At 39.1% G+C, this 13,082-nt stretch carries 12 protein-coding genes, 1 tRNA gene and 1 pseudogene; 8 read left to right on the top strand and 6 right to left on the bottom strand.

The features are described 5' to 3' along the window. A pseudogene (locus HC176_RS20030) lies at nt 1-103 on the top strand (ISAon1 family transposase); the annotation flags it as partial. 106 nt (nt 104-209) lie between these two features. On the opposite strand, the gene HC176_RS14835 reads toward HC176_RS20030, so the two are convergent. Both HC176_RS14835 and bshB1 read right to left on the bottom strand, forming a co-directional pair. Continuing rightward, nucleotides 210-285 (bottom strand) — tRNA-His (locus HC176_RS14835). Between the two features lie 182 nt (nt 286-467). Then, on the bottom strand, nt 468-1,184 hold the full coding sequence (bshB1, locus tag HC176_RS14830) for a bacillithiol biosynthesis deacetylase BshB1 (protein WP_167919677.1): 717 nt from the start codon (nt 1,182-1,184) through the stop codon (nt 468-470). Between the two features lie 265 nt (nt 1,185-1,449). On the opposite strand from bshB1, the gene HC176_RS14825 reads away from it, so the two are divergent. Beyond that, on the top strand, nt 1,450-3,291 hold the full coding sequence (locus HC176_RS14825; protein ID WP_245234909.1) for an SLC13 family permease: 1,842 nt from the start codon (nt 1,450-1,452) through the stop codon (nt 3,289-3,291). Between the two features lie 108 nt (nt 3,292-3,399). Here HC176_RS14825 and HC176_RS14820 read toward each other — a convergent pair whose 3' ends face one another. Next, a complete protein-coding gene (locus HC176_RS14820) occupies nt 3,400-4,806 on the bottom strand; it encodes an MATE family efflux transporter (RefSeq protein ID WP_167919675.1) in 1,407 nt (468 codons plus the stop codon). Nucleotides 4,807-5,003: 197 nt separating this feature from the next. Between HC176_RS14820 and HC176_RS14815 the strand changes: the two genes are divergently transcribed. Continuing rightward, the gene (locus HC176_RS14815; protein ID WP_167919673.1) at nt 5,004-5,660 is read left to right on the top strand and encodes an HAD family hydrolase; all 657 of its coding nucleotides are present in this window, start codon (nt 5,004-5,006) and stop codon (nt 5,658-5,660) included. 20 nt (nt 5,661-5,680) lie between these two features. On the opposite strand, the gene mscL is transcribed toward HC176_RS14815, so the two are convergent. Next, nucleotides 5,681-6,121 (bottom strand): large conductance mechanosensitive channel protein MscL, encoded by a 441-nt coding sequence (gene mscL / locus HC176_RS14810; RefSeq protein ID WP_167919671.1) that lies wholly within the window; start codon nt 6,119-6,121, stop codon nt 5,681-5,683. Between the two features lie 191 nt (nt 6,122-6,312). On the opposite strand from mscL, the gene HC176_RS14805 reads away from it, so the two are divergent. Next, nucleotides 6,313-6,915, top strand: a complete 603-nt coding sequence (locus HC176_RS14805) for a transcriptional regulator (protein ID WP_167919669.1) — start codon at nt 6,313-6,315, stop codon at nt 6,913-6,915. Then, nucleotides 6,909-7,625 carry a DUF3307 domain-containing protein gene (locus HC176_RS14800; RefSeq protein ID WP_167919667.1) on the top strand — a complete coding sequence of 239 codons (717 nt, stop codon included), beginning with the start codon at nt 6,909-6,911 and terminating at the stop codon, nt 7,623-7,625. Before HC176_RS14805 ends, HC176_RS14800 begins: the two co-directional genes overlap by 7 nt. Nucleotides 7,626-7,648: 23 nt before the next feature. Here HC176_RS14800 and HC176_RS14795 read toward each other — a convergent pair whose 3' ends face one another. Both HC176_RS14795 and HC176_RS14790 read right to left on the bottom strand, forming a co-directional pair. Continuing rightward, nucleotides 7,649-10,834 (bottom strand): cytochrome c biogenesis protein CcsA, encoded by a 3,186-nt coding sequence (locus HC176_RS14795; RefSeq protein ID WP_167919665.1) that lies wholly within the window; start codon nt 10,832-10,834, stop codon nt 7,649-7,651. 176 nt (nt 10,835-11,010) lie between these two features. Beyond that, nucleotides 11,011-11,520: a group III truncated hemoglobin gene (locus HC176_RS14790; protein WP_342448709.1), complete on the bottom strand. Its 510-nt coding sequence runs from the start codon at nt 11,518-11,520 to the stop codon at nt 11,011-11,013. On the opposite strand from HC176_RS14790, the gene HC176_RS14785 reads away from it, so the two are divergent. The 3 genes from HC176_RS14785 to HC176_RS14775 are packed head-to-tail and all read left to right on the top strand — an operon-like array spanning nt 11,476 to nt 13,081. Then, the gene (locus HC176_RS14785) at nt 11,476-12,243 is read left to right on the top strand and encodes a Rossmann-like and DUF2520 domain-containing protein (RefSeq protein WP_167919655.1); all 768 of its coding nucleotides are present in this window, start codon (nt 11,476-11,478) and stop codon (nt 12,241-12,243) included. The two genes, HC176_RS14790 and HC176_RS14785, sit on opposite strands and share 45 nt — an antisense overlap. Beyond that, nucleotides 12,224-12,754, top strand: a complete 531-nt coding sequence (locus tag HC176_RS14780; RefSeq protein WP_167919653.1) for a KdsC family phosphatase — start codon at nt 12,224-12,226, stop codon at nt 12,752-12,754. The genes HC176_RS14785 and HC176_RS14780 overlap by 20 nt, the downstream gene beginning before the upstream one ends. Before the next feature lie 9 nt (nt 12,755-12,763). Then, on the top strand, nt 12,764-13,081 hold the full coding sequence (locus tag HC176_RS14775) for a hypothetical protein (RefSeq protein WP_167919651.1): 318 nt from the start codon (nt 12,764-12,766) through the stop codon (nt 13,079-13,081). The last annotated feature ends 1 nt before the right edge of the window (nt 13,082 follow it).

The raw sequence follows: 13,082 nt of genomic DNA, 5'->3' as shown, positions 1-13,082 counted from the left end.
AGCGGAATCCTTTAATGCCAAAATTAAAGCGTTTAGAATGCAACTTAGAGGTGTAAGAAATAAAGAGTTCTTCCTGTTCAGATTAACTCAAGTTTATGCTTAGTCCCCAACTTTTGTACTTGATCCTCCCACACTACAGCCAATAAAAAATAAAACCGCGTTTTATAAAACAAAAGAAGCCCCTCGGAAACCGAGAGGCTTTTATTTTTGGGTGGAAGATCGGTCTCGAACCGACGACCTCCTGAACCACAATCAGGCGCTCTAACCAACTGAGCTACAACCACCATGTTTTTTATTTTAAACTTTAGAAAAGTTTTCAAAAGGAAGGCTCTAACCAACAAGATTAAGCCACCATGTAACACGCATTATAAATGCGAGTGCAAATGTAAATGTTTTAAGCTTATCTACAAAAACTTTTTTTAAGATTTCGTACTAAAAAACTAAAATAAAAACACTTTATTATCCAACTACTTCAAATCGAACAGACTATCAACGGCTAAATGGCGCTCTACGGTAAAGCCTTCGGCATGCTCCACACCGACCAAACGCCCTAAATCGCGCGCACGGTAAATCACACTATCGGTAAAATTCTTACTTGATATAGGGGTTTCTGGCTCTTTACTACCCTCATTAAAAAACTGTGTTCTATAGGCCAGAACCGCCTCCTTTTTTTTATCTACAAATCCAGAAATATCAACCACAAAATCGGGTTCTATATTCTTCCACTGTATATAGTGATACACTTGCTTTGGGCGCCAAGCGCTTTGCAGCTCATTATTACTAATGGTTTCAATTTTTGCCAAACCACTTAAAAAACAGGCGTCACTTACCAACTTACTGCCTTTCCCGTGATCGATATGCCGATCTTCAACGGCATTACACAAAACAATTTTGGGTTGGTATTTTCTAATAACTTTTATGATTTCCAACTGATGGATTTTGTCGTTCACAAAAAACCCGTCGGCAAATCTTAAATTTTCTCGCACCGACACGCCTAATATATTTGCCGAATCGGTGGCTTCCTTATCACGAATTTCAGCCGAACCACGGGTACCCAATTCTCCTCGGGTTAAATCGAGAATGCCCACTTTTTTTCCGTTGGCCACCTCCTTTGCAATGGTTCCGCCACAGCCTAACTCCACGTCATCCGGATGGGCGCCTATAGCCAATATGTCTAATTTCATAATTTTTCTATTCTTTTCCCGGAAAATTTCCCCTTTATAATTTTACGTAAATCCTATTTTAAAACGACACAATCGTGTAATCTACCCTTACGAAAACGTATGCGCCACTGCTTTTTAATTTGTATTCAGTTAAATTTTAAAAACTATCAAAAAAAACAGCGAATGTTTAAAGCATGATTTATATCATAATTAGTCACTAACCGTCGTAGTAATTTTACACCGAAAATAAATAACCAAGCAATAAAGCTAACAAATATAGCAAGATATGATCTATTTAATGCTCCTCATTTTAGTAATAACCATTGCCCTTTTTGTATGGGGCAAATTTACCCCAGATATTGTTGCCCTAATATCAATGCTAGCCTTGTTTTTAACGGGAATTTTAACTGCCGAAGAAACCCTTAGCGGATTTAGCAACCCCACTGTAATTATGATTGCCGCACTTTTTATTATTGGGGAAGGCATTGCGCAAACGGGTTGGACAGCCATGGCAGGTAAGAAATTTGTAGAATGGGCCGGAAAAAGTGTTCCTAAACTATTGGTTATTGTAACCTTGGGCGGCGGCGTACTTTCTGGTTTTGTAAGCAATACCGGAACAGTTGCAACCTTAATGCCCTTAACGATTTCATCGGCTTGGAGCATTGGCACTCTTCCCTCTAAAATGCTTATGCCCGTTGCTTTTGGCTCTAACACAGGGGGACTACTAACCTTAACCGGTACCCCGCCCAATATTATTGCCAGTAATGCTTTGGTTGATGCCGGATTTGAGGGTTTTTCGTTTTTTGAATTCGCCTTAATTGGTGTTCCCTTGTTGGTTATTGCCATTCTCTATTTTAAGTTTATTGGCTATCGGTTGCTTCCTAATAACAAAACCAATAACAAACCGGTAAATATTGAATCGACCCTACACAATTGGATTGAGGCATATAAAGTTGAAGATGGATATTACCGATTACGTGTGCGCTCTATTTCCCCACTTTTAAACACCAAAATTGAAGACTGGAAATTCGAAGAAAACTATAACGTTTCCATTATAAAAATAAAGAGAAGACATCCTAATTTATTGAAAAAAATACCAACGTTTATCGAACTACCCGATCCAAGCACTGTGTTTCTTTACCACGATATAATTACCGTGAAAGGTGACACCGAGGCTATTAACAAACTCATGATTAATTTTAGGCTAGGCCTTTTGCCTCTCGATTCGATTGCAGACGAACTGAAAAACAATTTAATCAACCAAGAGGTCGGAATGACCGAAGTGATCGTAAACCCCAATTCTTCTTTGGTGGACAGAACTTACAATATGCACACCTATTTTCAGCGCTTTGGTATTCAATTGCTGGCGGCTTCGCGAAACAAAAAACCAATTTTAGAAACCGAAATAAATGTAAAAACTGGTGATGCTTTTTTAATTCGTGGAACCTGGGCACATATTGAAGACCTGAAAAAACAACATGAAAACTTGGTCATTATAGGAAGCCCAGAAGGGATGGCTAAAAATGTAGAAAAGCTCAGTCCGAAATCGTATATCGCCTTGGGTTCATTAATTTTAATGATCCTGTTTATGGTGCTAAAAATTGTACCGGGATCAATAGCCGCACTCATCTCTGCTGGTATTATTCTTTTAACGGGTTGTGTCCCCATTTCAAAAGCCTATAAAGGCATCAGCTGGACCAGTGTGGTGATGATTGCTGCTATGATTCCTATGGGGCTGGCATTACAAAAAACCGGAACAGCCCAAATTATTGCAAACGGTCTGGTAGATTACCTTGGCTCTATCCATCCTATTTTATTGTTGGGAGGTATCTTTTTGCTCACCACTACATTTAGTCAGGTTATTAATAATTCGGCTACAGCGGTATTAATGGCACCCATTGCTATCTTAGCTGCCAATTCTTTAAATTTATCTCCCGAACCGTTTATGATTGTAGTGGCCATAAGTGCTTCAACGGCATTTTTAACACCCATTGGTACAACAACCAACGCCATGGTCATGACTGCCGGAGCGTATAAGTTTATGGATTACCTAAAAGTGGGGGCACCGCTTTTGCTCATCTTTTTTATAATATCATTACTACTAGTGCCTAATATCTGGCCATTTTAAAATAATATTCACAACGCGGATAATACATAAGGAAAACAACACCTAAATTAAGGATTTCAATCTTGTGTATTGTTCGCGTTAACTTTACCTTCGAAATAGCGCTTAACGTTAAACCTCAACCGTTTTCCAGCGGCCTTTCTTAAACCAAATCATGGCAACAATAGCTATTACAACCTCTGCCAATGTTATGGCCCAAAATACACCCATCGGACCAAAATCTAAAGTTAAAGCCATAAAATATGCAAACGGTAGTTGCAACAACCAAAAACAAACAAAGTTTATATAAGTTGGTGTTTTAGTATCTCCCGCGCCATTAAAAGCATTAATAACCACCATGCCATAACCGTAAAAAATATAACCTGCAGCGATAACCCGTAAGCATTTGCTTCCGTATTTTACCACATCAGAAGTGGCATTAAACAACTCAATAATTTGTGGGGCGAATACCAGATAAACTATAGAAATTATGCCCATAAAAATGGCTGCATATTTTCCTGTTTTCCAAACGGACTGCTCGGCACGATCGGGCTTTTTGGCTCCTAAATTCTGTCCTACCAATGTTGCAGCAGCATTACTCATGCCCCAAGCTGGCATCAAGGTAAACATCATTACCCTTATGGCTATGGTATAGCCTGCAAGCACCTCACTTCCAAATTCGCTCATTATTCGCATTAAAAAAACCCAACTAGACGTTCCTATTAAAAACTGACCAATCCCCCCCAACGATACTTTTATTAAATTCAGCATCACTCCCACTTGAAGCACCAAATCCTTAACCGCGATTTTTATTTTACTAAAACCAAAAAATAAAATCCCCAATTGAAACAAAACTGCCGTGCCCCTACCAATAGTAGTAGCAATAGCGGCACCCTTTACGCCAAAAGCAGGAATGGGTCCGTAACCAAAAATAAAAATAGGGTCAAGAATGATATTAAGTCCGTTTGATAAAACCAGCGCCCACATAGCCATCGAGGCATCACCAGCACCTCTAAAAATAGCGTTAATCAAGAACAAAAGCATGATGGTAACGTTTCCGGCCAAAAGCACTTGGGTGTATCCGTAGCCCTCGGCAATTAAATCGGGCTCGCCCCCCATTAATGCCAGTATTTCTTTCGGGTACAGAACCCCAACAACGCTAATGAGAACCGCTACAAAAACGCCTAAAAAAATAACTTGTACGGCGGCATGGCTAGCAGCTTTTAAATCTTTTTCGCCCACCCGCCGAGCCACAATTGCGGTTGCTGCCATGCTCAGGCCAATGGCCAATGCATATACCAAAGTAATCACCGATTCGGTCAACCCAATGGTGGCGACAGCATTAACACTAACTTGCGCAACGAACATAATATCCACCAGCGCAAAAATAGATTCCATGAGCATTTCCAAAATCATGGGTACGGACAGCATAAAAACAGCTCTACGAATGCTACCAGAAGTAAATTCCTGTTCTTTTCCGCTTACCGCTATTTTTAAAAACTGAATGAATTGTTTAAAGGCTATTTTATTTGACTGCATAATAAAAAGTAATAATATGAAAACTAACCAAGCAAAATCACCTGGCCTTACCCCACTCTACATGAAGTTGTTAGAGCATATTCCTAAAGTCAAATTAAATAATCATAGTGCGCAAATATTGTAAAATAATTCTAAACTACAAAAACAGGTTTTAGGGTATTATTTGCAATTCTCATATATTCGCATAAAAAATTAAGATGTTAAAAGCTGTTATTTTTGATATGGACGGGGTTATAATAGATAGTGAACCCCTGCACAACAAAGCGTACCACGATATGTTTGATGAAATTGGTATTGATGTATCTGCCGAAATGTACCAATCGTTTACCGGACAATCTACTATAAACATTTGCAAACGCTTGTGCGACCATTTCAATTTGGAGCAAACACCCGAATATTTAGTATCACTAAAACGAAAACATTACAAACGTTTTTTTGAGAGCGATTCTGACCTAACACTTATTGATGGTGTTTTAGACCTCATTAAAGACTATCACAACAATGGGGTTACCTTGGTTTTAGGGTCATCGGCCTCTATGAGTGGCATCAATCAAATTTTTGAACGCTTTGATTTAAACCAATATTTTAAAGCGAAATTTAGCGGTGGCGACTTAAAACAAAGCAAACCACACCCCGAAATTTTTCTTAAGTCGGCCGAAGCCACAGGCTATAACAGAGAAGAATGTTTGGTAATTGAAGATTCCACCAACGGCGTTGAAGCGGCCAAAGCAGCCAATATTTTTTGCGTGGGCTACGACAGTTTCCATTCTAAAAACCAAGATTATAGCAAGGCCGATATGGTAATTTCAGACTTTAAAGAAATTGCTTACCAGAAAGCCAAACACCTTGTATAATCTGCTCGTTTTTACTCCACCTATTTAGCCTTTAAAAGCCGGTTTTGTTCTTCCATCAAATCATTCAATTTGGTGAGCAACTCAATATCCTTTGGGGGTGAAACCGCTTTGTCTTTAGCGTCGTTCGCTCGGTTTTTCAATCGGTTCATAAACTTTACCACTATAAATACGGTAAAACCTATAATCAAGAAATCGAGCACAACTTCACCTAAAGCCCCGTAGCCAATGGCTACTTCTTCTTTTAAAATATCCCCATTTGCACTGGCTATAGCATCTCTTAAAATAATACGTCGGTCTTCAAAGTTTACGCCATCGGTCAATAACGATAAAGGTGGCAAAAACACCTGTTTTACAAGTACATCAATGACCTTGTTGAACGATGCACCAATTATAATACCAATGGCCATATCAATCATATTACCTTTTACGGCAAACTCTTTAAAATCCTTTAAAATCTTCATATTTACTTTGTTTTAAGTCCGCAAATATATTGCAATACCGCTTTATTTTGTATAGAAATATACACTCAGAAGATGATATTCAATATTATAATCTTTAAAGCTAATATTTTAAATTATTAGTTTTTAAGATAATATTTTGCAAATCTAAATCAAATTAACTACTTTTATCCTGCTTATTTTTTAGAAGTGTTATGACGAGCGTTATTACAGGCGATATTATCAATTCACAAGAAAAACCACCCGAACAGTGGCTGGGTGCCCTTAAAGCGGTTTTAAAAACCTACGGGCCATCGCCCACCACTTGGGAAATATACCGAGGCGATAGTTTCCAGGTGGAAGTTGATCCAAAACACGCCCTACACGCTTGTATTCTTATAAAAGCCCACATTAAACAATTTGATGGACTGGATGTTAGGCTAGCCATTGGCATTGGCGATAAAACCTACCATGCCGAAAAGATTACCGAAGCCAACGGCAGTGCTTTTGTAAATTCAGGGGAATGTTTTGAAAACTTGAAAAAGACGACACTGGCTTTAAAATCGCCTTTTGATAACTTTGATGCCGCCATGAACTTGATGCTGGAATTAGCCTTACTCACCATGGACCATTGGACTAGTAATTCGGCCACTTTGGTTAAAACCGTTTTAGAACACCCAAACTTCAACCAAAACCAAATAGCGGCCCTTTTAGGAAAAACCCAAGGCAACATCAGCCAAGGCTTAAAACGTGCGGGCTTTGATGAAATTTTGAAACTTATTCAGTATTTTAACAATCAAATAGAACGTCTATGCTAACCTTCGCCATTCAATTGATTTTAGCGCATTTAATAGGCGATTTTTTACTTCAGCCACAAAAATGGGTAGTCCATAAAGAAAGCCATAAATACAAATCGAAGTTTTTATACCTTCATATTTTGGTGCATGTTTTTGCACTAATCATCATACTACAATTCAACTTTAAATACGGCTTGGGCATAGCGATTATAGCGGTTTCACACTATATTATCGATCTTATTAAATTGTTACTGAAGTCAAGGTTTAATAATCGGTTGCTTTTTGGTTTAGATCAATTGGCCCATCTTATCGTCATTGCTTTGGTAGTTCATATTTACTACCCATTTAGCGTTGATTTAAAATCTATTCTTAGTACCCAAACCCTGCTCTTTATCACCTGTATTTTAGGGGTTACGCAAGTATCGTCCATTATAATGAAAACCCTAATTTCAAAATGGGATGTTTCCGAATATACCAACAAAGCTTCCCTGAAAAACGCCGGTACTTATATTGGAATCTTGGAGCGTTTATTCGTTTTTGTATTCATCATCACCAACCACTGGGAAGGCGTGGGCTTTTTAATTACAGCCAAATCGGTATTCCGTTTTAGCGACCTTACGCAGGCCAAAGACCGAAAACTTACCGAATATATTCTGATAGGCACCTTGCTGAGTTTTGGTCTGGCAATTGCTTTTGGATTGGGCTATGAATTTGTTTTAGAATGGATTTAATTGCTCATTATTCCTTGAGCCCATCACTTCCTATAATACCGCGCATACCCACGATAAGCAAAAAATCCTAAAATGGCCACCAACACACAAGCTATGGTAATAAACTTAATGCTCACAATTTGGTCACCACTAGCGTAGCTATGCAATCCTGCCAAGTAAAAATTCACCCCGAAATAGGTCATGATAATGCTGGCAAAAGCAATGATGGACATCAAATTAAAAAACCATCGGCCACGTAAGCCTGGCACCAAGCGTGCATGAATCACAAAGGCATATACCATAATACTGATGAGCGCCCAAGTTTCTTTGGGATCCCAACCCCAATAACGCCCCCAACTTTCGTTGGCCCACATACCGCCCAAAAAGTTTCCGATGGTGAGCATTACCAAGCCAACAGTGAGCGCCATTTCGTTAATAATGGTAAGTTCTTTAATATTCAAATCCATTTTTGTTTTATTGGATTTATTGGTAAAAATCATCAGCAATAGCGATACCACGCCCAAAATCATACCCAAAGTAAACGGCCCGTAGCTGGCCACGATTACGGCCACGTGGATCATGAGCCAATAACTATTCAATACCGGTTGCAAATTGGCAATGGCGGGATCCATCCAGTTCCAATGAGCAATCATTAAAATCATGGCCGTTACAAATGCGGTTGACGCCATGGTTAAATCACTTTTTCTTCCGAAGGCGAGTCCGAAAAACATCGTTGCCCAAGCCACATAAATCATCGATTCGTAGGCATCACTCCACGGTGCGTGCCCTGAAATGTACCAACGGACAATGAGTCCGGCCGTATGCAGCAAAAACAAGCCGACAATAATCCATTTGAATACGTTTATGGAAATATTCAACGGTTTGCTATTGTCTTTAAAAATTTGAACTATCAGTAAAACAAACATTAAAAAGCCGGCATATAAATACCAACTGAATAGCTTTTTAAAAATATCGTACTTGTTATAAAGGATTTCCGCATTAACTTTTTTATCACTAAGCATCACCTCGCTACCGTAACGGTGCTGTGTTTTTTTGAAAGCTTCCAACAGTTTTTCGGCTTCTGAAAAATCACCCGTTTTTTTCGCCTGGTTTACAGTAAACAAATACGTTCTAAAACCATTTTTCACGAAATTACTGTATAATGAATCTTGAATTACGGAAGGGTCTTTTCTGTAATCGTAGGGTGAAATCCATTTATTGTTATCGTCGTTTGGAATTGGGAAAATTTTCAGCGACATACCCTCAATGGTATTGTACAACAAACTAACCCGTTGGTCGGTTTCTTTAAATTCCTTTTGAAAACCGTTGGGTATTTGCGCTTTATAAGCTTCCTCTAAAAACGGCGCCAATTTATACTCACCCCTTTCGGTGAAAAAATCGGCCAAAGCCACGTAGTTTTCAGTTTTGGGCGCATTAATAAGCGACCTAATGGAATCGCCTTTTTTCGGTTTTAAATAAATGATAGGCACGTTATACCACAACATCGGGCTCTCCTGAATGGATAAAAACACCTGATTGGCATCAAAATCTTCGTAAGTATCGTGTTTACTTAATTTACGAAGCATTTCGGAAGCATAGGTGTTAACAGGCATCATACGTCCGCTTAAATCTTGGATGACCAAATGACCGAATTTATTGGCGTGTTCCTTTGGGGTGATATTCGCCTTTAAAATAGAATCGATTTGCGTTTTGGTGGTTTTGGTGTGGTTGTGACCATCGTCTACCGAATGCTCTTGAGCCATAGCACTTAGCCCAAAACAAAACACCAATACACCCAACACCTTTTCTTTTTTAGACTTTACTTTTTCAAGAAGTTTTTTAAGCTCTCCAAAGCGGGAATGTTTACTGAACAAAATGGCCATAAGCCCAAAATACAGCATAAAATAACCAATGTAAGTAATGAGTGTTCCCCAATAATCGTGGTTTACGGATAGGATAGTTCCTTTCTCATCGGGGTCGAAACTCGATTGAAAAAACCGATAGCCGTCGTGGTCCAGAATATTATTCATATAAATTTTATAATCGAAATCGCCAGTTCGTTCATCCAAAACGGTCACTTCACTGGAGTAAGCAGAATAGCCGCGCTCGGTACCTGGGTAACGTTCGGCTTCAAAATCGTTCAATTTAATAGAAAATGGCAGCTCCAATACTTTAGATCCGTATTTAAAGGCAAAGTCCAGTCCGCCAACATTGATTTGTTTAAATTGGCTATTGGTGCCTTTTCCGCCCAACAACCCTACTTTTTTGGTTTCGCCATTAGTGGTTACTTTTAACACCAAACCATCTTCATTACTTTTTAGCATTTGAGAGGCTTCAACCACATCAAAACGGCCTTTCACCACGGGCTTCGGGAATACCATTTGCATATTACCGATAACGTAACGCGAACGTAAATGCAAGGGCTGCAAACTATCCTTTACCAACTTACCCTGCGCCATGGTAGCCATGGTCATGTATTCGCCCTCGAATGGCGAATTGATGGTAAGCGAATCGCCTTGATAGGTAATATTAATTGCCCCGTCGGTAGGTTTATTCAACGCAAAAAGGATGTTGTGAATGCTACTTACCTGCCCTACTTTTAAAAAATGATTATGCGGTCCGGCCTGGCCAGCTTCAACTATTTTGAGGTATTCCTCGCCATTTTCATCTGGGACAATATCTTCTTCGGCACCTACGATAAATTTTTCCAATTCAATGGTTACGGGCTGTTTATCATACTTGGTTTCGATTTTAAAATCGTTTTCCATTCTTCCGGAAAAATCGACTTCGCGCTCAATGGGCAAACGCTGTGGCACACCATCAATCATATAATCGCCATCTATGTATGTGGTGATGTATGTTTTTTGTGAAAGAAAAGTATTTTCAGTGGCGCCTTCCCGAATGGCCATCATACCTTCAAAACTCACATAACGTGTAATAAAGGCCCCGATAAGAATAAATATAAATGCAAAATGCAAAATAAATGTGGCCCATTTTTCTTTTTTGTAAAGGCGGTACCTAAAAATATTGCCCACAAAATTAATAACGAAAAACACCATAATGGCCTCGAACCACCAAGCGTTGTAAATTAAATTTCTGGTGTATGGCGTAGGCGATGTTTCTTGACCGGCATCAAGAATAGTTCCTGTTGCCATTGCGGCAGCAAAAGCAATGAATAATACAGCGGTGAGCTTAGTTGAAAAGAAAATATTGGCCAGTTTTTTTTGCATGATTTCTACCTATTTTTAAGGTCGTGCAAATTTAGGTATTTAAGTTTACTCTAAGATGTTAAAGTATATTAAAAAGTGTGATATAGGCGCATGAAGTGGGAAGCTTGAAATATTGAAGCACAAAGAAGATTACTGAGACTGAAACTGAGACTGAGACTGAAAACCGCCACTAGCCTCTACTGAACACTCCTAGCCTGAAACATACTCATGTACAAAAAAGTAGCCATTTTACGTGCGCGGCGTTTGGCATTTTCAGCCACTTCGCCTTTAAAAAGTTCGTCGATGGTTTGTAACCAAAGGTTCAGCCAAATACCAAAATGCATTTCGGTAATGCTGTGGTTATTAGCGGCATCTACTTTTATATGCGCCTCTAAAGGGTTGCCGCGGTATTTGTTATCCAATTTTCGTGTCATAAACAAACTGCTTTCCCAAAACGTGGTTAAAAGTTGCAAGTGTTCGTCCCAATTAACGATAGCCTTGCTGAAAATAGGTCCTAAAGTGGCATCCTTACTAACTTTTCCGTAAAAAGTAGAAACCAGTAAAAAAATATCATCGCGGGTATTGATGTCGGTTTTAGCCATAATGCACAAAGATAAATCAACTCGGTTTTTAAATCGAGGTTTATTGATTATTTTAGCCAAATGATTAATGTAGTACTTATTGGGGCCGGAAACGTGGCCACCCATTTATTTAAAGGTTTTAGTAGAACTGAAAAGGTTTCGGTGGTGCAATGGTTCAATAGAAATTTAGAGGCCATAAACCAACACAAAAACAGTGTTGAAATCACCGATAATTTAAATGATTTAAAGGAGGCCGATGTTTATATTTTGGCTGTTAGCGACGATGCCATAGCAGAACTTTCAACGCAACTTCCCTTCGAGAATCGACTGGTGGTACACACCTCGGGTTGCGTTAACGTGCATAATTTAGATAAAAAACACAAACGTGGAGTGCTTTACCCACTGCAGACTTTCAGCAAGGACGCCAAGGTAGATTTTGCCCATGTGCCCATTTGCATTGAAACCATCGATAAAAAAAGTTACCCATTACTCAAAGAATTGGCCTTGAGCTTGGGTAGCCCTACAAAACGGGTTAACAGTAACCAAAGGCGTGTGCTGCATTTGGCCGCCGTATTTGTAAATAATTTTACCAATCAGTTGTTTCGCATTGGCCACGAAATTACCGAAAGCGAAGGCACCGAATTCGATTTGCTAAAACCACTCATTATGGAAACTGCCAAAAAAGTGCAGGACATGTCGCCTTATATGGCACAAACGGGTCCCGCAAAACGAGACGATCAAAAAACCATTAATGAGCATTTAAAACTTTTGGACAACGAACACCATAAAACAATATACGAACTTTTAACCGCATCGATACAACATACCCATGGAAGAAAAAAGCTATAAAGAGTACCTAGAACATATTACCACATTTATTTTTGATGTTGACGGCGTTTTAACCGATGGCTCGGTAACCATTACCACCACCGGCGAAATGCTACGCACGATGAACACCAAAGACGGTTATGCCATAAAAACCGCACTTAACCAAGGTTTTAACATCTGTATTATTTCGGGCGGCACAAATGAAGGAGTTCGCGTTCGATTAAACCATTTGGGCGTAAAAGATGTGTTTTTGGGCTCGGACAATAAAATTGAACAGCTCAACCAATATTTCGATGAAAACGGTATAAAATCTGAAAATGTACTATATATGGGTGACGACATTCCAGATTTCCCGGTGATGGAAATGGTAGGTCTGCCCTGCTGCCCACAGGACGCCGTACCGGAAATAAAAGGCATTTCAAAATACATTTCACATAAAAAGGGAGGCAAAGGCGCCGTTCGCGACGTGATTGAACAAGTACTGAAAGTTCAAGGAAAATGGAGCGGCAATTATGGGGCTAAGTATGATTAATTTATAGTTTTGGCAAGGAATAAAAGAAGACATAGCACCGGATTTGGGTATATTGGCTTTGGCAACAACCAAAGTGTTTTTAATCAATCTGCAAATAAAAGTTTTTCTGCCCTAAAGGAACGATTAAACCAAGAAACCCATTACCATTATGAGCTTCATTTTACACATAAAAAACTCACTAAAACTGAAAAAGAAGCCATAAAAAACAAAATAAGAACATCCGAAAAACTTAGATTCCGAAAAACCATAATTGCATTCGTTTTAATGGCTATTCCAGTTGCTTTTCTTATCGGCTTTTTAATTAAAAAATTATCGTCAAACCTTTAAA

It is taken from the genome of Tamlana crocina (assembly GCF_012037625.1).
The sequence above is the reverse complement of the archived record's forward strand: the minus strand, read 5'-3'. Positions and strand labels throughout refer to the sequence as shown.